Here is a 24106-nt window from a genome sequence, read left to right as displayed (position 1 = left end):
CGATGCGGACCCCCATGACGCATCGCCGGGACCGGGGCGCGGGCGCCGCCCGCCTCGAACGTTAGTCTTGTGCCCCCCGGACACGGGGCAGTTGACGGCCCGTTACGAGAGGGAGCGTGCGCGGTGGAGGCCGGGGAGGCGAGCGGCGGCGAGCTGGTCGGCAGGGTGCTCGGGGAGCGGTACCGGGTGACCTCGCTGATCGGCCGGGGCGGAATGGGCGTGGTCGCCCGCGCCGTGGACGAACTGCTGAACCGCGAGGTCGCCGTGAAGGTGCTCCGCGCCTTCACCGACAGCGGCGGGCCCGAACTCGCCGACCTGCGGGCGCGGATGCGGCGCGAGGCGCAGGCGGCGGCGCGCATCCGGCACGGCGGCGTGGTCACCGTGCACGACGTGACCGAGGACCGGGGCCTGCCCGTCATCGTCATGGAGCTGGTCGACGGCCCCTCGCTCGACGCGGTGCTCTCCGAGCGCGGCACGCTGGAGCCGCACGAGGCCGCCGCGATCGGCGCGCGGCTGATGGACGCGCTCGACGCCGCGCACCGCGTCGGGGTCCTCCACCGCGACGTCAAGCCGGGCAACGTGCTGCTGGAGAACGGCGGCCGGGTCGTCCTCACCGACTTCGGCATCGCCAGCATGGACGCCACCGGCGACGACGCCATGGCCAAGCTGACCCGCAGCGGCGACCTCGTCGGCTCCCTCGACTTCCTGCCGCCGGAACGGGCGCAGGGCAGGGACCCGGGCCCCGCCTCGGACATCTGGTCGCTCGGCATGACGCTCTACGCGGCGGTCGAGGGCACCTCGCCGTTCCGCCGTACGTCCGTCTGGTCCACGCTGACCGCGATCGTCACCGAGCCGCTGCCCGAGCCCCGGCAGGCGGGCCCGCTCACACCGGTGCTGCGCGCGCTGATGGCGAAGGACCCGGAGGCGCGGCCCGACGCGGCACGCGCCCGCGAACTGCTGGAGCAGGTCGCGGCGGGCCACGCCCCGGAGTTCGCCCCGCAGCCGTCTCCTCCCCCGCCCGCGCCTTCGCCTCGACCCGCCGCCGCGGGGCCGGGGTTCGGTCCGCCGCCCGCGCGGACGCCCCCGGGGCCGTACGGCTCGTACGCGCCCGGCCCCGGCCCCGCCCCCGGTCCCCGTGCTCCGGCGGCCCGGCGCCGCGGCCGCGTGATGATCGCCGCCGCGGCGGCGGCCGTCGTGCTCGCCGGCGGCGGCGTGACGTACGCGCTGACCGGCCAGGGCGGCGGCCCGGAGAAGGACGACGAGGCCAACGCGGCGCCGGAGCGGTCGGGTTCACCGGCGGAGGACGCGCGGAACGGCGAGCCCGACTCCGAGCGCGCGGGTAAGGCCTCGCCGGGCCCCTCCCCCTCCTCCCGCGAGCGCCGCCGCGACCGGACGCCCCGCTCCCCCTCGGCCCGGCCGGACCGCCCCGGCGACGGCGGGAAGGCGGAGAAGGGCGGCGGCCGGAAGCCCGGCTCCGGGGACCGGCCCGGCGACGGCAAGGGCGACGGGGACAAGTCCCCGGTCACGCCGACGCCGCAGCCCACCTCGGCCTCGGAGAAGTGCGGCGGCTGGAAGCACCGGAACCCGAACCCGGGCACGTACGGCTATATGTCCGGCAGCTATCACATTGTCTCCGGGCCCTATCAGAAGTGCCCGGCCGTCACGCTCGCCAAGTCCGGCGCGAAGCTCTGGTACCACTGCTCGGTCGTCAACGCGCACGGCCACAACTGGACCTACGTCCGCCTCGCTGGCACCGACACGGTGGGCTGGATGTCCAACGACAACCTCACCCGCCAGAACGGCGCCTCGACCCGCTGCTGAGCGCGTCCAGGTGCTCGGCGACGGGGCCGAGGGTGACCAGTCCGCTTCCCGCGCCCGCGAGTTCGCCCGCCGCCGGGGCGAGCCGCTCGTACGCGCGCCGGGCCGTCTCCCCGTCGCCGAGCGCGAGCGCGGCGTGCCCCGTCAGGCACCACAGCGCCTCCAGCAGCAGGTCGCAGGGCGGTTCCGGGGCGGCGCGCAGCGCGGCCGCCGCCTCCTCGCGCCGCCCTCCGTCCAGCAGCACGAGGGGCCGGGCCCACGGCGCGTACGGGCCCCAGCCGTCGTCCGGCACATCGGGCAGCGGGCGCCCGTGCCGCACGTGGAGGGTCAGCAGCGCGAGGGGCAGGAGCCCGTGGGCGAGGCCGGGCATGCCGGAGCCGTCGAGGAGCGCGGCGGCGTCCCGGTACGCCGCCTCCGCTTCGGCCCCGTCCGGGTCCGCCGCGGCGGTGCGCAGCGCCGCGTACCAGCGGGTGAACACCGCGACGAGCGGCCGTTCGTGGCGCGCGGCGAGCCGGTCGGCGGCGTCGGCGTGGCGGTCGGCGGCCGGGAAGTCGGCGAGGGCGCTCCGGGCCTGCATGCGGACGAGGTGGCCCAGCACCTCGTAGGTGTCCAGGTCGTGGCGGGCCGCGACGGCGACGAGTTCGGCGCCGATCGCGTCCCGTTCGGCGGCGAGCCCGGCGCGGTGGCAGCTCTGCATGAACAGGCCGTCGAGCGCGAAGCAGAGGAGCCCCGGGTCGTCGAGGCCGCGCGCGGTCTCCTCGGCCTCGCGGGCCGCTTCGAGGGCCGCGGTGTCGCCGGGCGCGGGCCCCCGGGTCTCCAGCGCGACGGTGGCGAGCAGCCGCGCGCGGGTCGCGCCGCCCGCGCCCGCGGGCAGGCGGCGCAGGGTGCGCGCGGCGGCGCCCGCGAGGTAGCGGGCCTGCGCGGGGTCGTCGGCGCGGGTCCAGGCCGCGGGCACGTCGTACGTACCGATCACGCGGGCCGTCAGCTCCGGGTCGCCGGTGCGCTCGGCGGCCTCGACCGCCGCCACCCGGTGCGTACGGGCCGCCTCCAGGCCGCCGCCCCCGGTGACGGCGAGGTTCCGCAGCAGCCCGGCCGTCGACTCCAGCCGGGCCCGCGCGCCGGGCGGCACGGCGCGCTCGTACGCGGCGGCGGCCCGCTCCCACACCTGGTCGGCGCCGGACGTGCCGTCGAGGTGCCCGGCCTGGTGGAGGACGTCCGCCTCCAGGCGCCGCAGCCCGGGGCCGGGGTCGACGCCGAGGTGCTCGGCGAGCAGGGCGCGGGCCCGGCGCAGCACGGCGAGCGCGTCGGCCTGGCGCCCGGCGCGGTAGAGCGCGAGGGCGAGCAGCCGCCAGCCCTCCTCGCGCCAGGGGTGGGCGGCGGTGTGCGCCTCCAGGTCCGGCACGGCGCGGTCGGCGTGCCCGAGGTCGAGGCGCGCGGCGGCGAGGCGTTCGAGGGCGTGCAGCCGCAGCTCCTCCAGCCGGGAGACCTCGGCGGCGGCCCAGGGCTCCTCGGCGAACCCGGCGTACGCGGGCCCGCGCCACAGCCCGAGCGCCTCGGTGAGCGCCTCCGTACGCGCGTCGGGCGGCAGGGAACCGGCGTCGGCCACGGCCCGTTCGAAGCGCCAGGCGTCGACGGCGTCCCGCGGGGCGCGCAGCGCGTACCCGGGCCCCTCGGTGACCAGCAGCCGCGCCGGGGTGCGCGGCGCGCGGCCGGGTTCCAGCGCGCGGCGCAGCGCGGCGACGAACGTACGGACGCTGACGACGGCGCCGGGCCCCGGGTCGTCCCACAGGTCGTCCACGAGGCGGGTGACCGGGACGACGCGGCGGCGCGCGACGATCAGCCGGGCCAGCACGGCGCGGTGGCGCGGTCCCTTGAGCGCGAGGGGCTCGCCGCGCGCGCCCCGGGCCTCGACGGGGCCCAGCACCCCGAAGGTGACGCCGTCCGCCGCGCTCCCCTCGTTCTGCCTGGTCACGCAGTCACCGTACCGCTCTTCGGCCCCGTGCTCATCGGACGCTCATCCGGCGCCGGGAGGGTGAAGAGGTCCCTGTGAACGGCGGGCGCACGGCCCGCCCCGTAAGAGAAGACGAGTAGGCGCACCATGGCACCGACCCCCGCACCCTCACTCCCCGGCTTCACCTACGAGCGCCTCCCGGGCGCCGACGGCGTGTCCCTGAACGTCGCCGTCGGCGGCTCGGGCAGCCCCGTCGTCCTGCTGCACGGCTTTCCGCAGACGCATCTGATGTGGCGCCATGTCGCCGCCGCGCTCGCGGAGGACCACACGGTGATCTGCCCCGACCTGCGCGGCTACGGCGCGAGCGACAAGCCGGCGGAGACCGGCCCCGAGGTCTACTCCAAGCGCACGATGGCCGCCGACGTGGTGGCCGTGGCGCGGGCGCTGGGCCACGAGCGGTTCGCGCTGGCGGGTCACGACCGGGGCGCGCTCGTCGCCTTCCGCGCGGGGCTCGACCACCCGGACGCGGTCACGCACCTGGCCTGTCTCGACGTCCTGCCGACGCTGGACATGTGGGACGCGCTGCGCGGCACGGCCGGGGCGGTCGGCTTCCACCTCTATCTGATGGCGCAGCCGCCCGGGCTGCCCGAGCGGCTGATCGCGGCGGAGGCGGACGCGTTCTTCGGCCACTTCCTCGACCTGTGGGGCGGCGACGGCTCCGGGGCCATCCCGGACGAGGTGCGGGCCGCTTACCTGGACGCGTGCCGCGCGGCGGTGCCGTCGATCGTCGCCGACTACCGCGCGTCCGCCGGGATCGACGTCGCGCACGACGAGGCGGACCGCGCGGCGGGCCGTACGCTGCGGATGCCGGTCGCCGTGCTCCAGCAGGACTGGGGCGCCGCGCTGGGCTACGACGCGACGGCGCTGTGGCGGGCCTGGGCGCCCGATCTGCGCCACACCACCGTCACCTGCGGCCACTTCATGGCCGAGGAGGACCCGGCGACCGTCACGGAGGCGCTGCGCGACCTGCTCGCCCGCTGACGCCCCGCCCGCACACCACCCGTAAACCCCCGCTCGCCGCCCATGCCCCGCCCGCCGACGTCTGTTCGGGCCCGGACGGGGCACGCGTTCGGCATGGGTGACGGTCCGTGGGAGGAACTCGCCGTCCGGCTCGCCGACATGGCGCGCACGCTGCTGGGCCAGGACTCCGTGCAGGAGACGCTCGACCAGATCGTGCGGCACGCGGTGAGCCTGGTCGGCGGCTGCGAGCAGGCGGGGATCCTGGTGGTGGAGGGCTGGCGGGACGTACGGACGCTGGCCGCGACCAGCGAGCTGGTGCACGCCTCGGACCGGCTTCAGCAGGAGACCGGGCAGGGGCCGTGCTTCGACGCGACCCGCCGCAAGACCGAGGTGTTCCGGATCGCGGACATGAACGCCTCCCTCCACCGGTGGCCGAAGTACGCGCCCCGCGCCCGGCGGCTGGGCATCGGCTCGGTGATGGGCTTCCTGCTGTTCACCGACGACGACAACCTCGGGGCGCTGGACATGTACTCCACCCGCAGGCGGGCGTTCACCGAGCGGTCCGAGCGGGTGGGCTGGCTGCTGGCCTCGCACGCGGCCGTGGCCCTCGCCAGCGCCCGTACGCACGCGCAGCTCGGCGAGGCGCTGGAGACGCGGAACGAGATCGGCGAGGCGCTCGGCATCGTGATGGAGCGCTACACACTCACCGAGGAGCAGGCGTTCGCGGTGCTGCGGAGGAGTTCGCAGGACCGCAACGTCAAGCTCCGCGACATCGCCCGCACGGTCGCCAGGACCGGTGAGATCCCCGGCGCCGCCGAGGGCCCGCCGGAGATCACGGCAGAGGCATGAACCGGTAGAAGACGGTCAGCACCAGATCGCGGGCGTACTGCGGGTCGAGCAGGCCGGGGCGGAACAGGATGCGGTACATCATCGGCGCCACCACGTGGTCGAGCACGACGTCCAGGGCGGGGACGGCCTCGCCGCGCCCCTCGGCGCGGGCGAGGAGCGTCTCGATCTGCTCGACGGCGTACGCCGAGCAGCGCCCGGCGTTGGCGCCGTCGGGGTCCCCGGCGAGCGCGTCGCGGATGTACGAGCGGCCCGCCGTGGACGACATCTCCTCCAGGAACGCCACGGCCCAGTGCTCCAGGTCCTCGCGCAGGCCGCCGAGGTCGGCGGGCTCGCCCTCGGGGCGGAGCCGCTCGACGGCGACGTCGCCGAGGAGTTCCTGGAGGTCGCCCCAGCGGCGGTAGACCGTCGAGGGGGTGACGCCCGCGCGCGCGGCGACGAGCGGGACGGTGAGGCCGTCGCGCCCGCGCTCCTCCAGGAGCGCGCGGACCGCCTCGTGGACGGACTGCTGGACGCGGGCGCTACGGCCTCCGGGGCGGGCTGCCGGTCGAGGGGTCATGTCTCCATCTTACGGCCTTAAGGCAACGTCATTGCGCGAGGGAGAGCACGGGCGCGGGCCGGAGCCGTTCCCTGGTCGCCTCGTAGGCGTGCGCGGCGCGCAGAACCGTGGCGTCCGCGAGCGGGGCGCCGATGAGCTGCATGCCGATGGGGAGCCCCGCGCCGTCGAGGCCGACGGGCAGCGAGAGGGAGGGCACGCCCGCGAGGTTCGCCGGGGCCGACAGCCGTACGTAGGTGTCGGACACGGTCTCCTCCGTGCCGTCGGTCCAGCGCACGGTCTCCTGTCCGGCGCGGGCCGCCGTGCTCGTGACGGTGGGCGCGGCGACGAGATCGACCGCCTCGAAGAGCCGGGCCCACTCCTGCCGCATCAGCGTCCGCGCGCGCTGGGCGCGCAGGTAGTCGCCCGCGGACACCCGGCCGCCCGCCTCCAGGAGCACCCGGACGTCGGGCGCGTAGCGGTCGGCGACGGTGCGCAGCGTCTCCTCGTGGTAGGCGGCGGCCTCGGGGACCATGAGGCCCCACTGCGCGGCCTGGACGTACTCGGTCATCGGGATGTCGACGTCCACGAGCCGGGCCCCGAGGTCGCGCAGCCCGTCGATCGCGCGCCGGACGGCCTCCTCGACCTCGGGCTCGACACGGTCGAAGTAGTAGGTGCGCGGGACGCCGACCCGCAGCCCGGTCAGGTCGGTCCGGTCCCCCGCCGGACCGCCGGGGAGCGCGAACGAGGTGCCGGGGAGCGACGCGGGGTCGGCCGGGTCGTGTCCGGCCAGGGCCGCGAGGACGAGCCCCGCGTCCTCGGCGGTGCGGGCGAGCACGCCCACGTGGTCCAGGGACCAGGAGAGCGGGGTCACGCCGTGCCGGGAGACGAGCCCGTAGGTGGGCTTGAGGCCGACGACGCCGTTGAGCGCGGCGGGGACGCGGACCGAGCCGCCGGTGTCCGTGCCGAGCGCGTAGGTGGCCGTGCCGGAGGCGACCGCCACGGCGGAGCCGCCGCTCGACCCTCCGGCGACGCGGTCGCCGTCCCAGGCGTTGCGGGTCTGCGGGGTGGTCAGGCCGAAGGCGAACTCGTGGGTGTGGACCTTGCCCAGCAGGACGGACCCGGCGCCGGAGAGCCGGGCGGCCACGGTGGCGTCCCGCTCGGCCCGGTGGCCCTCGCGCACCCGGGAGCTGGCGGTGGTGGGCAGGCCCGCGACGTCGATGAGGTCCTTGAGCGCCATCGGGACGCCGTGCAGCGGCCCCTTGTGCGCGCCCGCGGCGATCTCGCGTTCGGCGCGGGCCGCCGCCGCGCGGGCGGCGTCGGCGACGACGGTGACGTACGCGCCGAGGTGGCCGTCGACCGCGTCGATCCGGTCGAGCAGCGCGTCGGTCAGCTCGACGGGCGACAGCTCGCGGGAGGCCAGCGCGCGGGAGGCCTCGGCGAGGGTCAGCTCATGCGGCAGCACGGGCGTCCCCTTCCGCGCGGGTGGCCACGGGGGTGTAGGCCGCGGCCGGGGGCGTGTCCGTGAGGTCGAGGGTGCGCAGGGTGTCGAGGACACCCTGGATGTGGCGGGCGGTGGCGACCACGAGGGCGCCCCACTCCTCGTCCGGTGTGCTCATGAGGGATCCTTCCGCGGCTAAAGCTCAATGTTTGCGTTAGAGGCACCCTAGGCATACGGTGCCGCTAACGCAAAAAAAATGCTTTAGAAGGGACCCACTCCATGCCTCAGTCCTGGACCGTCGGCGGCCTGCGCGTCCATCGGATCGACGAGACGACGTTCCCGCCCGGCACGGGCTCCTGGATCCTGCCCGACGCGGCCACGCCCGAGGTCGTCCGGCGCTTCCCCTGGCTCCAGCCCGACTTCGCCACCCCCGACGGCGGACTCCTGATGTCCAGCCACACCTTCGCGTTCGAGGCGGCCGACGGGCGGCGCGTCCTGGTCGACACCGGCGTCGGCAACGGCAGGAAGCGGGCCAACCCGTTCTGGAACGACCTCGACACCCCCTACCTCGACCGGCTGGCCGAGGCGGGCTTCGCGCCGGACTCCGTGGACCTGGTCGTCCTGACCCATCTGCACACCGACCACGTCGGCTGGAACACCCGCGACGACGGCGGCACTTGGGTGCCCACCTTCCCCCGCGCCCGCTACCTCACCTCGCGTGCGGAGTGGGACCACTGGGCGTCCGTGGAAATGGAGGAGTCGCGCCGCCAGATGTTCCGCGACGCGGTGCTCCCCGTACGGGACGCGGGCCTGCTCGATCTCGTCGACGTCGAGGAGGGCGGCACGGAGATCGCTCCCGGCGTCCGGCTGCTGCCCGCCCCCGGCCACACCCCCGGGCAGTTCGCGGTCGAGCTGACGGACGGGGCGGGCGCCACGGGCGGCACGGAGACCGCCCTCATCACGGGCGACAGCGTCCACCACCCGGTCCAGCTCGGCGACCCCGCCCTCAACAGCCGCGTCGACAGCGACCCGGAGGACGCGGTCCGCAGCCGTCGCGCCCTGCTGGACCGGCTCGCCGATTCCGGGGCCCTGCTGCTGGGCACCCATTTCCCGCCGCCGACGGCGGGCCGCGTCCGCCGCGAGGGGGATGCCTACCGGCTGGAGCCCGTGGCCCCCGTCGTCACTCCTTCGGCCGCTGGTTGAACCGCAGCATGTTCCCGGCCGGGTCGCGGAAGGCGCAGTCGCGGACGCCGTAGGGCTGGTCGGTGGGCTCCTGGAGGACGTCGCCGCCCGCGGCACGGATGTGCTCGAAGGTGGCGTCGACGTCGTCGGTGGTGAAGATGACGCCGCGCAGCAGGCCCTTGGCGAGCAGCTCCGCCATGGCCTGCCGGTCGGCGGGCGAGGCGTTCGGGTCCGCGAGCGGCGGCTCCAGCACCACGCTCACGTCGGGCTGCGCCGGGGAGCCGAGGGTGACCCAGCGCATGCCCTCGAACCCGACGTCGTTGCGCACCTCCATCCCGAGCACGTCGCGGTAGAAGGCGAGCGCCTTGTCGTGGTCGTCGACGGCGATGAAGCACGTGGAAAGGTTGATGTCCATGCGTTCACGCTACGAGCGGGGCGGGGGTTTCGCTTCTCCGTTCCTGACCGGTCGCGTGTAGATCTTGGCGAGACAGGCGGGGATGGCCGCGCCCTCCTCGTGGTCGCGGGCCCGGTAGGCGCTGGGGCTCTCGCCGACCAGCTCCGTGAAGCGCGAGCTGAAGGAGCCCAGCGACGTACAGCCCACCTCGAAGCAGACCTCCGTCACCGACAGGTCGCCCCGCCGCAGCAGGGCCTTCGCGCGCTCGATGCGGCGCGTCATCAGATAGCTGTACGGCGTCTCGCCGTAGGCCTCGCGGAAGCTGCGGGAGAAGTGGCCCGGGGACATCAGGGCCTCGCGCGCCAGCGCGGGCACGTCGAGCGGCTCCGCGTAGTCGCGGTCCATCATGTCGCGGGCCCGGCGCAGCCGGACCAGGTCCTCCAGCGTGGTCACGCCACCAGCTTCGCACGGGCGAGGAAGGGGCGGAGGAGGGAGAGGAGGGCCTCGGGGCGGTGGAGGGGGACGATGTGGCCGCAGTCCTCGACGAGGTGCCCGGTCAGCTCGTCGGCGAACGGCCGCAACTGCCGCTCCAGCGCCCGCCCCACCGGCCTGGCCCCGACGGTCATCGCGGGCACGGTGAGCCGCCGCCCGGAGTCGAGCGCGTCCCGGATCTGCCGGGCGCTCGCGGGGAGTTCGCGGTAGTACGAGAAGGCGCAGCGCAGGGCCTCCTCGCCGGTGTACGCGCGGACGAAGGCGTCGCGCACCCCGGAGAGCGGGCCCGGGAGGCCCTCGCCGAGGGTGCCGCTGTCGAGGAACCAGTCGACGTAGCGCCCCTCGTGCCCCGTCAGGACCGACTCGGCGAGGCCGGGGACCGCGTGGAAGCCGAACCACCACGGCGGGCCCCCGGCGAGGAAATCCTCGGCGCCCGGCAGCGTGCCGAGCAGGGATTCCATCAGCACCACCCTCCGCACCAGGTCCGGGCGGCGCAGCGCGAGCAGGAAGGCCGGGGGCACCCCCGCGTCGAGGGCGGCCACGGCGGCGGAACGGACACCGAGGGCGCCCAGCAGCGCCTCGGCGTCGGAGGCCAGGGTCGCGGCGTCGTAGCCCCCGGCCGCGCGCGTGCTCGCCCCGAAGCCCCGCAGGTCGGGGGCGATCACCCGGTGCCCTTCGGCGGCGAGCGGGCCCAGGACGCGGGTCCACACCTGCCAGGTGTGCGGGAACCCGTGCAGGAGCAGCACGGCGGGGCCGTCCGTACCGGCGAGCGCGACGTTCAGCTCGACGCCGTCGTCGACCGGGACGGTGCGGAGGGTGACTTCGGGGGTGGCGGGCACGAGGGCCTCCCGGGGTGCGGTAACCAATGGTGACAACCGCACACTAGGTGACTACGGTGGCCCTCGTAAGACGGCACTTTCCCGACAGGTGGTGAGCCCGAGGTGACCCCTTCCGCCCCCTCTGCCCCCTCGCCCGCACGTTCCCCCGCTCGCGGCGATCTCTTCTCCCCCGACTGCCCCACGCGCCGCCTGCTCGACAGGATCGGCACGAAGTGGACCTCGATGGCCGTGAAGGTGCTGGCCGAGGCGGCGCCGGAGGAGATCCGCTTCGCCGAGCTGCGGCGCCGCATGCCCGGGGTCTCGCAGAAGATGCTCTCCGCCACGCTCCGGAGCATGGCCCGCGACGGACTGGTCGCCCGCCGCGTGGAGACCACGGTCCCGCCCCGCGTCCACTACCGCCTCACCCCGCTCGGCCTCTCCCTGGACGAGCCGCTCGCCCTGGTCCGGGCATGGGCCGAGGAGCACATGGCGGAGATCGACCGCGCCAACGCGCGCTACGAGACCGAGACCGGGGACGGGGCCGGAGCCGGGGGCGCCGAAGCGGGCTGAGCCCGCGGCTCCGCGTGCGATCCAGCGCGGCACGAACTCGGCGCGGTCGCCGTCCGGTTCGATGAGCACGTCGGTGTGGAAGCGCTGGGTCCGCTCGCCGTCGGACCCGGCCCGCCCGACGCGGGCCATGACGGCGTCGAGCCCCCGCAGGGTGCCGCGGACCGTCTCGACGACGTCCAGGGCCGAGCGGGCCCGTCGGCCGGCTCTCCGCGCACGTACGCCGCCTGGTCTCCGACACCTTGAGCGAGGAGGGGACGCGCGGGCACCACCACCGGGCGCTCGCTGCGCCGCCGGGGTGCGACTGCGGCGAACTCGTCGCGCTGCTCGGCCGGTTGCTCGGTCACCCCGGCACGGCAGCGCGCACAGTCGGGTGCGGTCGTGCGCGAAGACGCGCGGTATCGCGCAGAAGCGCGCAGGAATCTCCGCGCGTAGCGCTCGGACAGTGCTCAGGCGGCGTTCAGACGGTCACCACGGTCACGCCCGCGTCGCGGAATCCGGCGGCGGCGTCCTCGGGGAGGGCGTCGTCGGTGACCAGGACGTCGACCTGGTCGAGGGCGCAGACGCGGACGAAGGCGCGCTTGCCGATCTTGGAGGAGTCGGCGGCCACGATGGTGCGCTGGGCCCGCTCGGCGAGCAGCCGGTTGATGTTGGCCTCGCCCTCGTGGTGCACGTAGGCGCCGCTCTCGACGGTGAGCGCGTTGACGCCGAGGACCGCGACGTCCATGGCTATCTCGGCGAGGACGCCGCTGGCCAGGTGCCCCGTCAGCTCGTACGACTGGGAGCGCGCGACGCCGCCCGTCACCACGATCTTGATCTGCGGGCGGATGGTCAGTTCGTGCGCGATGTTGAGCGCGTTCGTCACCACCGTGAGCGCGGGAGGGCGGCCCTTTCCGCCCGCGTCCGCGTCGCCGACGATGTCGGGGCGCACGGACAGTGCCCGCGCGACCTCCGTGATCGTCGTGCCTCCGGTGAGGCCCACGACCTCGCCGGGGGCGATCAGTTCGGCCACCGCGCGGCCGATGCGCTCCTTCTCGGCGGCCTGGCGCGACTTCTTGTAGCGCAACGGGAGTTCGTAGGAGACGCCGTGCGCGACGGCGCCGCCGCGGGTGCGCGTGAGGAGCTGCTGTTCGTGGAGCTCGTCGAGATCGCGGCGGATGGTCGCGGACGAGACGTCGAGCGCGGCGGCGGCCTCCTCGACACCCAGCCTGCCGTGCTGGGCGAGCATCTCCAGGAGAGTGCTCCACCGGGCGTCCTTGGACACGGACACTCCCCTTCTGATCGCGGACGAGGGTGGGTGAAGGCATATCACAGGCCACGAGACGACAGCCAGGTACGCCGACCGCCTCCGCGGCGCTGCGTGAGCGCGCGAACGCATGCAAGAAGTTGATCGAAACGACTATTGACGCGGCATGTTTGAACATTTAGCGTCGCCGCACAGCGAAAGTGATCGCCTCCTCCGTCTCGGGCCCCCACGGCCCGGTCGTTCAGAAAGGCCCCCCGCATGCGTCGGCGCTCCCTCCTCACCACGGCCGCCACCACGGCCGCGACCGCGGCGCTCACCGCGGGCTGCGGCGCCCTGACCGGCGGCTCCTCCTCGGCGAAGCGGCGCGGCCACCTCACGTACGGGGTGTGGGACGTCTACCAGGTGCCCGCCATGGAACGGGTGGCCCGCGAGTTCGAGCACAGCCGTCCGGGCGTGACCGTCGATGTGCAGCTCACTCCGAACACGACCACGTACTGGACGAAACTGCGCACCGCCTGCACGAGCGGCACCGCACCCGACGTGTTCTGGATGAACGGCCCCAACTTCGGCCTCTACGCGAGCGCGGGGCAGTTCCTGCCGCTGGAGACCGAGGGCTCCGAGGCCGTCTTCGACCCGTCCGACTTCCCGTCCGACCTCGTCTCCCTCTACCGCTGGGAGGGCACCCAGTACGGGGCGCCGAAGGACTTCGACACCGTCGCCCTGTGGTTCAACAAGGAGATCTTCGACAAGGCCGGGGTCGACTACCCGGACGCGAGCTGGACCTGGCAGGACCTGATCAACAACGCGCAGCGGCTCACCGACCGCCGCCGCGGGATCTACGGCATCGCGGCCCCCGTCTGGGCGCAGGAGAACTACTACAACTCGATAGCCCAGGCAGGCGGCCACGTCATCTCCAAGGACCGCAAGCGCTCCGGCTACTCGGACCCGCGTACCCGGGAGGGGCTGAAGCTGTGGGTGGACATGATCCACCGCTACCGCGCCTCCCCCACCCTCCAGCAGCTCACGGACACCGACACGACGCAGATGTTCCAGTCCGGCAAGCTCGCGATGGCGCAGGAGGCGTCGTACAACGTCGAGACGTTCTGGGCCGACCCCGAATTCCGCGCCAAGGTCGACCTCGCGCCGCTCCCGAAGGGCCGGCGCCGCGCGAGCATCCTGCACGGGCTGAGCAACGTGGTCTACGCCCGTACGCCGCAGCCCGAACTGGCCCGGGACTTCGTGCGGTTCCTCTCCGGGAAGAAGGCCGCGCTCACGCAGGCCCGGCACGGGCCCGCGATCCCCGCACGCAACGGCACCCAGAAACCCTGGGCCGACGCCAAGCCGCGCTTCAGTCTCGACGTCCACCTGGACGCGCTCGACTACGCGGTCCCGTACCCCATCTCCACCAACACCGCCGCCTGGAGCCACAAGGAACAGCAGTGGCTCTCCCGGGCATGGAGCGGGGACGAGAGTCTCGACAGCGCCACCCGGTCCCTGACACGGGCGATGGACCAACTGCTCGCCCAGGAAGGGAAGGCCCGGTCATGAGCGTGGACACGAGCACGCCCGCCGCGCCCGTACGCGCGAAGCCCGCCACAGGCGGCACCGCCCCGCCCGGCGGGGCGCTCACCCAGCGCGAACTGCGGCGCCGCGAGCGCCGCTTCCACCACCGCGACAAGTGGTGGGGCTATCTCCTGATCGCCCCCGCCGGGCTCGGGCTGCTGGTCTTCTACCTGTGGCCGGTCGTGCAGACGATGTACTACAGCTTCACCGAGTGGGGCGCGTTCGGCGGTACGACGTGGATCGGGCTGGAGAACTACCGCACCCTGATCCACGACCCCGAGGTCTGGCAGTCCCTCGGCAACTCGCTGATCTACACGGCGCTGGTGCTGCTCGGGATACCCGTCTCGATGGTCCTGGCCGTGCTGCTCAACCTCAAGGGCATGCGCGGCACGGGCATCTACCGCACCCTGTACTTCCTGCCCGTCGTCACCATGCCCGCCGCCGTCGCCGTCGTATGGCGCTGGCTCTACAACGGCGACATCGGCATCCTCAACCAGGCGCTCGACACGATCGGCATCGACGGCACCTACTGGGTCTCCGACCCCACCACGGTCCGCTTCGCCATCGCCCTGATCGGCGTGTGGATGACCGTGGGCTACAACATGATCCTGCTGCTCGCCGGGCTCCAGGGCATCCCGCAGGACTACTACGAGGCCGCGTCGCTCGACGGCGCCGGGCGCGTACGGCAGTTCTTCTCCGTCACCCTGCCGCTGCTGAGCCCGACGCTCTTCTTCACGACGGTCCTCTCCATCATCCAGTCCCTCCAGGTCTTCGACCTGATCTATCTGATCCTGGGCGGCAACACCCAGGCGGGGCTGACCAACCCGGCCTACGCGGACGGGCAGACCATCGTGATGCTCTTCTTCCAGAAGTCGTTCTTCGACAACCAGCGGGGCTACGGCGCGGCCATCGTCTGCCTGCTCTTCGTCCTGATCATGGCCCTCACCGCGCTCCAGTTCCGGCTCCAGAAGAGGTGGGTCCACTATGGCTGACACGACCGCCCCCTCGCGTCCCGCGCGGCGCCCGCGCCGCCCGCGCCGCCAGGGCCGGCTGTGGCCCGCCCACGTCCTGCTCTCGGCCGGTGCCCTCGTCACCGTCTTCCCGCTGCTGTGGCAGGCGCTGACCTCGTTCAAGTCCTTCGGCGAGTCCACCCGCGTCCCGCCCACGATCTGGCCCCAGCACTGGGAGTGGTCGAACTACTCCAAGGTCCTGGAGTCCATCCCGTTCACCCAGCAGTTCTGGAACACCCTCGCGATGACGGGGCTGCGGACCGTGGCGCAGCTTGTGCTGTGCTCGATGGCGGCGTACGCCTTCGCGCGGATCCGCTTCCCCGGGCGGAACGTGATCTTCCTCGGGTTCCTCGCGGTGCTGATGGTGCCGAGCCAGCTCTTCCTGCTGCCGCAGTACCAGATCATGCAGGACCTCGGCTGGCTCAACTCGCTCCAGGCGCTGGTGGTGCCGGGGATGTTCTCCGCGTTCGGCACCTTCCTGCTGCGGCAGTTCTTCCTGGGGCTGCCCGGCGAGCTGGAGGAGGCCGCGCGGCTCGACGGCGCCAACCCCTTCACCATCTACTGGCGGATCGCGCTGCCGCTGGCCCGGCCCGGTCTCCTCGCGCTCGGCATCCTCACGTTCCTGTGGTCCTGGAACGACCTGATGTGGCCGATGGTCGTCAACACCGACCCGGCGAAGATGCCGCTGTCGGTCGGCCTCGCCTCGCTCCAGGGCGCGCACCTGACCGACTACCCGGTGCTGATGGCGGGCGCGCTGCTCGCGACGCTGCCCGTGATCGTGGTCTTCATGGCGATGCAGCGCCAGTTCATCCAGGGCATCGCCTTCACCGGCATGAAGGGCTGAGCGCGCAACCGTCCCCGAACCCCTCCGCGTAGAACAGGAACCCGCACGTGAACGACGACCTCCGTATCGGCGTCATCGGCTACGGCCTGCGCCGCAGCCTCGCCCACGCGGCCCACCGGCCCGGCGAGGGCTCGGTCGTGGCCGCCGTCGCCGACACCGACCCCGCCGTCCTCGCCGCCTCCCTCGAACGGTTCGAGGGCGCGGCGGGCCACGACGACCACCGCAAGCTGCTCGACGACGCCCAGGTGGACGCGGTCGTCGTCGCCACGCCCGACGACACCCACGAGGAGCTGGCCTGCGCGGCGCTGCGCGCCGGGAAGCCGGTCTTCCTGGAGAAGCCGCTCGGCATCACCGTCGAGCAGTGCGACACCATCCTGCGCACCGCGTACGAGACCGGGACGCGGCTCTACGTGGGGCACAACATGCGGCACATGGGCGTGGTCCGCACGATGCGCGACATCGTCGCGCGCGGCGACATCGGCGAGCCCAAGACGGTGTGGGTGCGCCACTTCGTCTCCTACGGCGGCGACTACTACTTCAAGGACTGGCACGCCGAACGGGAGCGCACCACGGGCCTGCTGCTCCAGAAGGGCGCCCACGACCTCGACGTCGTCCACTGGCTCGCGGGCGGCTACACCAGCCGCGTCAACGCGCTGGGCGACCTGATGGTCCACGGCGACCTGCCGCGCCGCGAGCCCGGCACGCCGCGCCCCGAGTCCTGGCTGCGCGAGTTCGAGTGGCCGCCGACCGCGCGCAAGGACCTCAACCACGTGGTGGACGTCGAGGACGTCTCCGTGATGAACATGCGCCTGGACAACGGGGTCATCGCCACCTACCAGCAGTGCCACTTCGCGCCCGACTACTTCCGCAACTACACGGTCATCGGCACCGAGGGCCGCCTGGAGAACTTCGGCGACCGCCCCGGCGACGAGGTCCGCGTCTGGAACACCGGCCCCACCGACTACCGCGCCGACGCCGACGTGATCCACCGCGTCCCCGACGCCTCGGGCACGCACGGGGGCGCGGACGGGCGGATGATCGCCGAGTTCTGCCGCTTCGTCCGCGACGGCGGCGCCACCGACACCTCGCCGGTCGCCGCCCGGATGAGCGTCGCCGCGGGCGTCATGGCCACCCGCTCCCTCCGCGAGAACGGCACCCCCTACGACGTCCCCGCCCTCGACCCGGCCCTCACCGCCTACTTCGACGGGGGCCAGACGAAGGGCTGACCCCGCCCCTCTCCTGCCTCAGACCAGCAGGTCGACGCGCGTACCGACGCCCTCACGCTCCGCCCGCCCGTACGCCGCCCAGGCCAGCGCGAGGTCCTGCCAGGGGAGGCCGACCGGCGCGTAGACGGTGCGGCCCGTGGCGGGCGTACGGCCCGGGCGGTCGCCGCGGAGGATCTCGCCGAGGGTGGCGTCGGCCGCGTCCGCGGGGAGTCCTGCCGTGGCCAGGGCACCCGCCGTGGCCGCCAGTTCGCGGTGGTCGACGACGAGGAGCGCGGACGTCAGCAGGTCGCGGGCGAGCTCCCGCTTGCCGGGCTCGTCGGCGCCCAGCGACGTGAGGTGCTGTCCCTCGCGGGTGTCGGCGAGGGACAGCACGGGCGTACGGGACCAGGTGGCGAGGAGGACGACGTCGGCGGTGGCCGCGACCTCCGCCGCCGAGCCGAGGACACGTCCGCCGTGCCGCTCGGCGAAGGCCGCGGCGCGGTCCGGGTCGCTGTCGTGCACGACCAGGCCGCCCCGGGGACGCAGCGCGTCCAGGCCGCGCACCATCACCTCCGCCTGCGCGCCCGCGCCGACCACGCCGAGCGCCGCCTCCCCGTCCGGGTCGGGCGCCGCGAGCAGATGGGTGCCGAGCGCCGCGGCAAGTCCGGTGCGCCAGGCGGTGAGCGTCGCGGAGTCCAGCAGCGCGAGCAGCGCGCCGTCCGCCCCGTCGTGCAGGCAGACCACCCCGCGCAGCGCGGGCCGCGCGCCGGGGAACTTCGCGTTGACCTTCACCGTGTACGCCGGGACGCCGGGGAGGACGCCCGGCAGCAGCGCCGTCGCCGTACCGGGGAAGGGCAGGTCGGTCCGTACCCGCTGCCCCTCCACCGGCGAGGAGTCGGCGACGCGGAACCCCTCCTCCAGCGCCTCGGCGCACACGGCGGGGTCCAGGACGGCGAGCAGTTCGCTCCGGGTCAGGATCCGTGTCATCCCGCCATGATCCCGGGCGCGTGCCCGGCGTTGCGTGCCGCGCCCCTCGTGATCTGCCTGGTGAGGCGTCTTCGCAGGTCGGCGGGGGTGGCGTAACTCCGGCGTAACGCGTGCGGGGGTAGCGTCTGCCGCCGTGACGGGTCCTGCCGGAGGGCCCCACGGAGGAGGCGAACGAGCGTGAGTCGGACGGTCACCTCCCGCGCCGAGCGGGCACGGCAGGTCGCGGACGTGGTGCGGCGGCATCTCACCGAGGGCGCGTTCGAGGACGGCTGGCTGCCGGACGAGGCGGCCCTGGCCCGTTCGCTGGGCGCGTCCCGCAACGCGGTGCGCGAGGCCCTCGCCCTGCTGCGCGACGAAGGGCTGATCACCCGCAGGCGGGGCCAGGGCACGCGGGTGGTGACGCCGAAGTACGGGCACGGCCTGGACCGGCTCGCGGGCCTCGCCGAGACCCTGACCGGCTACGGCACGGTCACCAACGAGGTCCGCACCGCCCGCGTCGTCCCCCGGGCGCCCGTCTCGATCACCGAGCGGCTGGGCCTGCCGGAGGGGGCCGAGGCCGTCCATCTGGAGCGGCTGCGCAGGCTGGGCGGCGCGCCGCTCTCCGTCGACACGACGTGGCTCGCGCCCGACATCGGCCGCCCGCTGCTGGAGAGCGACCTCGCCCACCGCGACGTGTTCGACCTGATCGAGGAGACCAGCGGGTTCCGGCTCGGCCGCGCGGAGATCACCGTGCACGCGGTCACGGCGGACCCGGACACCGCGCGGCTGCTCGAAGTCGCCGACGGCGCGGCCCTGTTCGCGATCGACCGGCTCACCCGGCTCCCGGACGGGCGGCCCGTGGACACGGAGTGGCTGCGGGTGCGCGCCGACCGGTTCACCCTGCGGGCCGTGCTGCACCGGGGCGGACACCCCGCGTCCGCCGCCACGGACGAGGAGGCGGCGCGGTGACGGACCTCGACGCGCTGACCCTCGCCGGGCTCGCGCTGTTCGGCCTGGCGGGCGGCATCGGCATCACCGCCGTCGGCCCGGGCGGGGTGCTGCCGACGATGGGCATGTTCCTGCTCACCGGCCTCTCCCCCACGACCGTCGCGGGCACGGCCATCGCCACCCACGTCGCCACAGGCGCGCTCGGCACGTACGCCTACACGCGGTCGGGCCATCTCCGGGAGCCCGCGACACGGCGCACCGCGCTGCTGCTGTCGGCCGCCGCCCTCGCGGGGACCCCGCTGGGCGTGCTGCTCAACACCCTGCTCCCGGGGCGCGCGTTCGGCCTGCTCCTCGCCGGGGCCGTGGCGGTCACGGGCGTGCTGGTGTGGGTCCGCGACCGTCGCGAGCGGGGGCGGGAGGAGGCCGCCGACAGCCACCCGCTCGGGCTCTCGGTGACCCTCGCCGTCGGGCTGCTCGTCTCGGTCGCCGCCGGGCTCTTCGGGCTGGGCGGGCCGATGCTGAGCGTGCCGCTGCTGGTGCTGTGCGGGCTGCCGGTGCTGCCCGCGCTGGCCGCCGCTCAGGCCCAGTCGGTCGTCGTCGCGAGCGTGGGCACGGCGGTCTACCTCGCCCATGGCTCGCTGGACTGGGGCCTCGCCGTCCTGGTGGGCGTGCCGGAGCTGGCGGGCGTCCTCATCGGCGTGCGCGTCGCCCGCTCGGTCCCCACGCGCCGGCTCAAGTTCGCCCTGGCCGCGACGCTGGTGGCGCTGGCCCCGTATCTGGCGCTGCACTCCTGAGCTTGTACGTGCCGCCTGTGCGTGCCGGAGGGGCGGACGGACCGGACATCGGCCCGCCCGCCCCTTCGTGGCGTTCGCCCGTTACGGAAGGCTGTGCACCTTCGGGCCGACGGCGTTCGACCACGTGTGGCCCGCCGTCGCGTCCCAGTTCGTCGACCACGTCATGGCGCCGCGCAGCGACGGGTACGTCTTCGACGGCTTGAAGGAGCCGCAGCCGGTGCCGCGGGCCAGGCAGTCGAGGGCGTTGTTCACGACCGACGGGGGCACGTAGCCGCTGCCCGCGCCGCGCGTCGACGCCGGGACGCCGAGCCCGACCTGCGACGGGTCGAGACCGCCCTCCAACTGGATGCAGGCGAGCGCGGTCAGGAAGTCCACGCTGCCCTGGCTGTAGACCTTGCCGTCGCAGCCGAGCATCGAACCGCTGTTGTAGTACTGCATGTTGACGACCGTGAGGATGTCCTTCACGTTCAGCGCCGTCTGGAAGTACCCACCGGACGTGGACTGCATGTCGATGGTCTGCGGTGCCATCGTGAGCACCATCTTCGGGCCGGCCTTCGCCGAGAGCTGGCGCAGCGCCTTCGTCATGTAGGTGGGGTTGATGCCGTTCTCCAGGTCGATGTCGACGCCGTTGAACCCGTACTCCTGCATCAGCGCGTAGGCGCTGTTGGCGAACGCGGTCGCGGAGGCGTCGCTGTTGACGGAGATGGTGCCCTTCTCGCCGCCGACCGAGAGGATCACGGACTTGCCCGCGGCCTTCTTCGCGGCGATGTCCGCCTTGAAGTCGGCGGTGGAGGCGTAGCCGACGGCCGGGTCCAGGTTGAAGGTGATCTGCCCCGGGGTGGGGGTGGCGTCGGCGAACGAGACGGCGATGATGTCGTACTGCGAGGAGACGTCCCGCAGCTTCTGCACGGTCGCGCCGTTGTCGAAGTTCTGCCAGTAGCCGGTCACCGCGTGCCGGGGCACGGTGCCGTCACCGCCGCCGTCGCCCTTGGGCGTCCGTACGGACACGGCCGTCGACTTCGCCGACTCGCCCGCCGCGTTCGAGGCGCTCACCTGGAAGCTGTACGTGGTCTCCGGCGCGAGCCCCGTGACGGTCGTGGAGGCGCCGCTGGACGAGGCGACCTTCGTGCCGTCGCGGTAGACGGTGTACCCCGTCGCGGTGGACGACGGCGTCCAGGACAGCTCCGCCGACGTGGGTGTCGTCGTGCCCGCCTTGAGTCCGGCCGGGACGGGCGGCACCTCGACCGGGTCGGGGCCGCCGCCCCCGTCGGGTCCGAGGACGCTCACGTCGTCCACGTAGTACGCGCCCTGCCCGTACCAGCCGTGGGTGTAGACGGTGACCGAGGTGGTGTTCGCGCCGGTGGTGAAGCTCGTGGAGAGCTGCTGCCAGGACGAGGTGCCGGGTGTCCAGGTCGAGACGTCGGTGGTGCCGGTGCCGCGGGCGCCGAGGTAGGCGTAGCTGCCCTGCACCCAACTGCTCAGCTTGTAGGTCGAGTTCGGCTTCACCGCGACGATCTGGGAACACTCGGCGTTGCCCTGGCCCGACGGGGTGGCCTTGAGCGCCTTCGCGCCGCCGTGCACGGGGGAGGTGACGGCGGCGCCGCTGTTCGCGGCGCAGGTCCAGTTGCTCAGGTCCGCCTCGAACCCGGCGTTCTTGGCGACGTTGACGTCCGCCGCCTTCGCGCTCGCGGGCGCGGTGAGCGCGGCGACGGCGAGCACGGCTGCCGCGCCGACGGCCACCGCCGCGCTGATCCTCCGGCGGACGCCGGGTCTGCCCTGACGTACACGGTCCACGGGGTGCCTCCTGGGAGAGAGGTGAAGCACGTAGGGGACGACGGTGGCCACTGCCGTTGCGCGCATATTTGGTCCAGACCAATCGAGTTGTCAAGACCTCCGGCACGGAGAACCCGCGGCGTACGGGGAGCTGGACGAGATCGGCTGGTACCGGGAGAACTCGCGCGGCCGGATCCAGGACGTCGCGGCCAAGAAGCCCAACGCCTGGGGCCTGTACGACACGATCGGCAACGTGTGGGAGTGGTGCTGGGACGTCTACGACCCCGAGGTGTACGGGCCGTACCGGGTCTTCCGGGGCGGCGGCTGGCAGGACCCGCCCCGGGGGTGCCGCGCCTCGTGCCGCCGCAGGAGCCACCCGACGTTCCGCATCGACGACCTGGGCTTCCGGCTCGCCCGTACGGTGTGACGCCGGCGGCCGTCAGGCGGCGCGGCCGAACGCGTCCACGCCCGTGAGCGAGGCCGAGAGTTCCCACAGCCGGGCCGCCTCCCCGGGGTCCGTGGCGTGCGGGCTCACGCCGCTCGTGAGCCCCTCCGCCTCCCCGTCCCGGGGTTCCGCGATGTCGCAGTCCTCGCAGTACACCCCGCCCCTGCCCGCGAGCAGCGGGGACGTCGCCGCCCAGACCTGGGTGGCGGCGCCCTGCTCGGGGGTCTTGACGGCGGGGTCGAGCGGCTTGCCGTCGGCGTCGATCCAGCCCGCGGCGAGCTGCTCCTCGCGGGGCACATGGCGCCCCAGCTCGGTGAGGACGAGCCCGGGATGGAGCGCGAACGCCCGTACGCCGGAGTCCTTCCCGCGCGCGTCGAGCCCCACGGCGAAGAGCGCGTTGGCCGTCTTGGCCTGCCCGTAGGCGAGCCACTTGTCGTAGCCGCGCGCGAAGTGCGGGTCGTCCCAGCGGATGCCGGAGAGCTGGTGGCCGTTGGAGGAGACGGAGACGACCCGGGCGCCGTCCCGGGCGCGGGCGAGCGCGGGCCCGAGCAGGTTCACGAGGGCGAAGTGGCCGAGGTGGTTCGTGGCGAACTGGGCCTCCCAGCCCGGCCCGACGCGGGTCTCCGGACAGGCCATGATCCCGGCGCTGTTGACCATCAGGTCGAGGGCGCTGCCGGAGGCGAGGAAGCGTTCCGCGAAGGCCCGGACGCTGTCGAGGTCGCCGAGGTCCAGCGCCTCGACGGTGACCCGGTCGAGCCCCGCGAGCGCCTCGCGGGCGGCGGTCGGGCGCCGCGCGGGCACCACGACCCGGGCACCGGCGGCGGCGAGGGCCCGCGTGGTCTCCAGCCCGATGCCGGAGTAGCCGCCGGTGACGACGGCGAGCCGCCCGTCGAGGCCGGTGCCGCGCAGGACGTCCCGCGTGGTGCTGCGCGGCCCGAAGCCCGAGCCGATCCTGTGCTGGGGTGTCGTCATGCCCGGAACGTACGGCTTGGAGCGCTCTCCAGGGCAACCCCCGGCTCCCCTCCGGATCCCGTTCCCTCGCCCGCCACCGACTCCGGAACGGCCGGTTCCCGCAGGGTCCTGAGCAGGAACCAGCCGACGGCGGGCAGCGCGATCAGCGGCGCGAGCGCGACCCGCAGCGAGGTCGCGTCCGCGAGGACGCCGACGAGGGGGCTGGCGACGCCGCCGATGCTGACGGTCAGCCCGAGCGTGACGCCGCCCGCGGTTCCCACGCGCGTCGGCAGATAGTCCTGGCCGAGGGTGACGTGCAGGGAGAAGGGGACGTAGAGCCCGGCGGAGGTGAGGGCCACGCAGCCGTAGAGCAGCGGCCCGGGGACGAGGGCGATCCCGGCGACGGCGAGCACGGTCAGGGCGTACGACCACCGCACGACGGGGAGCCGCCCGAAGCGCGTCGCGAGCCGCCCGCCCGCCACGGTGCCGACCGCGCCGCCGGCGTAGAGCACGAACAGCGCGACGGTGCCCGCGACTTCGCCGCCGCCGGTGCGCTCGCGGACGTGGAGGGCGATGAACGTGCTGAGCCCGACGAAGACGATCGAGCGGCACACGACCGCGCCCGAGAGCCGCGCGAAGGACGCCCAGTCGTCCCGTCCCGCCTCCCCGGCGCGCGCCGCTGCCCCGCCCGGCGCCGTCCCGCGCGTGCCCGCCGTGCGCAGCGCCGCCACGCACAGCGCGGCGCCCGCGAGGGCCGGGACGACGAGGAGGGGCGAGGCCCGCAGCCCGCCCGTGGCGACGACGGCGGCGATCAGCAGCGGCGCGGTGGCGAATCCGAGGTTGCCGCCGAGCGAGAACCAGCCCATGGCCGTATGGCTGCCCCGGCTGGCGCGCCGGGCGACGCGCGCGGCCTCCGGGTGGTACGCGGCGACGCCGACGCCGGAGAGCGCGACCACGGCGAGCGTGACGCCGTACGAGCCGCTCACTCCGGCGAGCGCGACGCCCGCGCCGCCCACGAAGGTGCTCGCGGGCAGCAGCCACGGCAGGGCCCACCGGTCGGTGAGCGCGCCGAACAGCGGCTGGACGACGGAGGAGAGGAGCGAGGCGGCGAGCACGATGCCGGAAGCCGCCGCGTAGCCGTAGGCCCGTTCGGCGACGAAGAAGGGGACGAGCGCGGCGACCGCGCCCTGGTAGACGTCCACGCAGGCGTGGCTCACGGAGAGCAGGACGAGGGAGCGGGTGTGCGGCTTCGGCATGCCCAGATCGTCGCGGGCCCCGCATTGGCGCGCTTCCGATA

General features: G+C 74.2%; 23 protein-coding genes and 1 pseudogene. 12 read left to right on the top strand and 12 right to left on the bottom strand.

The window, feature by feature from the left end:
* The first annotated feature begins 123 nt into the window (after positions 1 to 123).
* The gene (locus tag ABD343_RS31485) at positions 124 to 1821 is read left to right on the top strand and encodes a protein kinase domain-containing protein (RefSeq protein WP_344533090.1); all 1698 of its coding nucleotides are present in this window, start codon (positions 124 to 126) and stop codon (positions 1819 to 1821) included.
* Here the strand turns inward: ABD343_RS31485 and ABD343_RS31480 are convergent.
* Positions 1787 to 3790: an AfsR/SARP family transcriptional regulator gene (locus tag ABD343_RS31480; RefSeq protein ID WP_344533088.1), complete on the bottom strand. Its 2004-nt coding sequence runs from the start codon at positions 3788 to 3790 to the stop codon at positions 1787 to 1789. The genes ABD343_RS31485 and ABD343_RS31480 overlap by 35 nt on opposite strands.
* 126 nt (positions 3791 to 3916) lie before the next feature.
* Here ABD343_RS31480 and ABD343_RS31475 point away from each other — a divergent pair, with 126 nt between their 5' ends.
* Both ABD343_RS31475 and ABD343_RS31470 read left to right on the top strand, forming a co-directional pair.
* On the top strand, positions 3917 to 4810 hold the full coding sequence (locus tag ABD343_RS31475; protein WP_344533086.1) for an alpha/beta fold hydrolase: 894 nt from the start codon (positions 3917 to 3919) through the stop codon (positions 4808 to 4810).
* A gap of 93 nt (positions 4811 to 4903) precedes the next feature.
* Positions 4904 to 5638: a GAF and ANTAR domain-containing protein gene (locus ABD343_RS31470; RefSeq protein ID WP_344533084.1), complete on the top strand. Its 735-nt coding sequence runs from the start codon at positions 4904 to 4906 to the stop codon at positions 5636 to 5638.
* Here ABD343_RS31470 and ABD343_RS31465 read toward each other — a convergent pair.
* The 3 genes from ABD343_RS31465 to ABD343_RS31455 are packed head-to-tail and all read right to left on the bottom strand — an operon-like array spanning position 5622 to position 7789.
* Positions 5622 to 6194, bottom strand: coding sequence for a TetR/AcrR family transcriptional regulator (locus ABD343_RS31465; protein WP_344533083.1), 573 nt, complete (start codon positions 6192 to 6194; stop codon positions 5622 to 5624). The genes ABD343_RS31470 and ABD343_RS31465 overlap by 17 nt on opposite strands.
* 28 nt (positions 6195 to 6222) lie before the next feature.
* Complete coding sequence (locus tag ABD343_RS31460) at positions 6223 to 7635, bottom strand: amidase (protein ID WP_344533081.1); 1413 nt, start codon at positions 7633 to 7635, stop codon at positions 6223 to 6225.
* Positions 7622 to 7789 carry a hypothetical protein gene (locus tag ABD343_RS31455; protein ID WP_344533080.1) on the bottom strand — a complete coding sequence of 56 codons (168 nt, stop codon included), beginning with the start codon at positions 7787 to 7789 and terminating at the stop codon, positions 7622 to 7624. Before ABD343_RS31455 ends, ABD343_RS31460 begins: the two co-directional genes overlap by 14 nt.
* Positions 7790 to 7890: 101 nt before the next feature.
* Between ABD343_RS31455 and ABD343_RS31450 the strand changes: the two genes are divergently transcribed.
* Entirely contained in the window at positions 7891 to 8814 is a 924-nt protein-coding gene (locus ABD343_RS31450) for an MBL fold metallo-hydrolase (RefSeq protein ID WP_344533078.1), read from the top strand.
* On the opposite strand, the gene ABD343_RS31445 is transcribed toward ABD343_RS31450, so the two are convergent.
* The 3 genes from ABD343_RS31445 to ABD343_RS31435 are packed head-to-tail and all read right to left on the bottom strand — an operon-like array spanning position 8792 to position 10518.
* Entirely contained in the window at positions 8792 to 9208 is a 417-nt protein-coding gene (locus ABD343_RS31445) for a VOC family protein (protein ID WP_344533076.1), read from the bottom strand. The genes ABD343_RS31450 and ABD343_RS31445 overlap by 23 nt on opposite strands.
* 9 nt (positions 9209 to 9217) lie before the next feature.
* Complete coding sequence (locus tag ABD343_RS31440) at positions 9218 to 9640, bottom strand: helix-turn-helix domain-containing protein (RefSeq protein WP_344533074.1); 423 nt, start codon at positions 9638 to 9640, stop codon at positions 9218 to 9220.
* Positions 9637 to 10518: an alpha/beta fold hydrolase gene (locus ABD343_RS31435; RefSeq protein WP_344533072.1), complete on the bottom strand. Its 882-nt coding sequence runs from the start codon at positions 10516 to 10518 to the stop codon at positions 9637 to 9639. The genes ABD343_RS31440 and ABD343_RS31435 overlap by 4 nt, the downstream gene beginning before the upstream one ends.
* A 102-nt stretch (positions 10519 to 10620) precedes the next feature.
* Between ABD343_RS31435 and ABD343_RS31430 the strand changes: the two genes are divergently transcribed.
* Entirely contained in the window at positions 10621 to 11067 is a 447-nt protein-coding gene (locus ABD343_RS31430; protein ID WP_344533070.1) for a winged helix-turn-helix transcriptional regulator, read from the top strand.
* Positions 11068 to 11524: 457 nt separating this feature from the next.
* On the opposite strand, the gene ABD343_RS31425 is transcribed toward ABD343_RS31430, so the two are convergent.
* Entirely contained in the window at positions 11525 to 12328 is an 804-nt protein-coding gene (locus ABD343_RS31425) for a DeoR/GlpR family DNA-binding transcription regulator (RefSeq protein ID WP_344533068.1), read from the bottom strand.
* 240 nt (positions 12329 to 12568) lie between these two features.
* Here ABD343_RS31425 and ABD343_RS31420 point away from each other — a divergent pair, with 240 nt between their 5' ends.
* From ABD343_RS31420 to ABD343_RS31405, 4 genes are read left to right on the top strand one after another with little or no spacing between them, the layout of a single operon-like run.
* On the top strand, positions 12569 to 13858 hold the full coding sequence (locus ABD343_RS31420; RefSeq protein WP_344533066.1) for an ABC transporter substrate-binding protein: 1290 nt from the start codon (positions 12569 to 12571) through the stop codon (positions 13856 to 13858).
* Positions 13855 to 14865 (top strand): carbohydrate ABC transporter permease, encoded by a 1011-nt coding sequence (locus ABD343_RS31415; RefSeq protein ID WP_344533064.1) that lies wholly within the window; start codon positions 13855 to 13857, stop codon positions 14863 to 14865. The genes ABD343_RS31420 and ABD343_RS31415 overlap by 4 nt, the downstream gene beginning before the upstream one ends.
* The gene (locus ABD343_RS31410; protein ID WP_344533062.1) at positions 14858 to 15727 is read left to right on the top strand and encodes a carbohydrate ABC transporter permease; all 870 of its coding nucleotides are present in this window, start codon (positions 14858 to 14860) and stop codon (positions 15725 to 15727) included. The genes ABD343_RS31415 and ABD343_RS31410 overlap by 8 nt, the downstream gene beginning before the upstream one ends.
* Positions 15728 to 15774: 47 nt before the next feature.
* Positions 15775 to 16953 carry a Gfo/Idh/MocA family protein gene (locus ABD343_RS31405; RefSeq protein ID WP_344533060.1) on the top strand — a complete coding sequence of 393 codons (1179 nt, stop codon included), beginning with the start codon at positions 15775 to 15777 and terminating at the stop codon, positions 16951 to 16953.
* An 18-nt stretch (positions 16954 to 16971) separates the two neighbouring features.
* Here ABD343_RS31405 and ABD343_RS31400 read toward each other — a convergent pair whose 3' ends face one another.
* On the bottom strand, positions 16972 to 17919 hold the full coding sequence (locus tag ABD343_RS31400; RefSeq protein WP_344533059.1) for an ornithine cyclodeaminase family protein: 948 nt from the start codon (positions 17917 to 17919) through the stop codon (positions 16972 to 16974).
* Positions 17920 to 18096: 177 nt separating this feature from the next.
* Between ABD343_RS31400 and ABD343_RS31395 the strand changes: the two genes are divergently transcribed.
* Positions 18097 to 18867: a GntR family transcriptional regulator gene (locus tag ABD343_RS31395; RefSeq protein WP_344533057.1), complete on the top strand. Its 771-nt coding sequence runs from the start codon at positions 18097 to 18099 to the stop codon at positions 18865 to 18867.
* Complete coding sequence (locus ABD343_RS31390) at positions 18864 to 19640, top strand: sulfite exporter TauE/SafE family protein (RefSeq protein WP_344533055.1); 777 nt, start codon at positions 18864 to 18866, stop codon at positions 19638 to 19640. The genes ABD343_RS31395 and ABD343_RS31390 overlap by 4 nt, the downstream gene beginning before the upstream one ends.
* A gap of 81 nt (positions 19641 to 19721) precedes the next feature.
* On the opposite strand, the gene ABD343_RS31385 is transcribed toward ABD343_RS31390, so the two are convergent.
* On the bottom strand, positions 19722 to 21434 hold the full coding sequence (locus tag ABD343_RS31385; RefSeq protein ID WP_425578319.1) for a chitinase: 1713 nt from the start codon (positions 21432 to 21434) through the stop codon (positions 19722 to 19724).
* Between the two features lie 100 nt (positions 21435 to 21534).
* On the opposite strand from ABD343_RS31385, the pseudogene ABD343_RS31380 reads away from it, so the two are divergent.
* Positions 21535 to 21840: pseudogene (locus ABD343_RS31380) on the top strand (formylglycine-generating enzyme family protein); the annotation flags it as partial.
* Between the two features lie 12 nt (positions 21841 to 21852).
* Here the strand turns inward: ABD343_RS31380 and ABD343_RS31375 are convergent.
* Positions 21853 to 22830: an SDR family NAD(P)-dependent oxidoreductase gene (locus tag ABD343_RS31375; protein WP_344533053.1), complete on the bottom strand. Its 978-nt coding sequence runs from the start codon at positions 22828 to 22830 to the stop codon at positions 21853 to 21855.
* A complete protein-coding gene (locus ABD343_RS31370) occupies positions 22827 to 24065 on the bottom strand; it encodes an MFS transporter (RefSeq protein WP_344533051.1) in 1239 nt (412 codons plus the stop codon). The genes ABD343_RS31375 and ABD343_RS31370 overlap by 4 nt, the downstream gene beginning before the upstream one ends.
* Between the last annotated feature and the right edge of the window lie 41 nt (positions 24066 to 24106).

It is taken from the genome of Streptomyces albiaxialis (assembly GCF_039530985.1).
Lineage (GTDB): Bacteria > Actinomycetota > Actinomycetes > Streptomycetales > Streptomycetaceae > Streptomyces > Streptomyces albiaxialis.
Note: the sequence above shows the minus strand (reverse complement) of the source record. Positions and strands in the feature narration are given on the sequence as shown.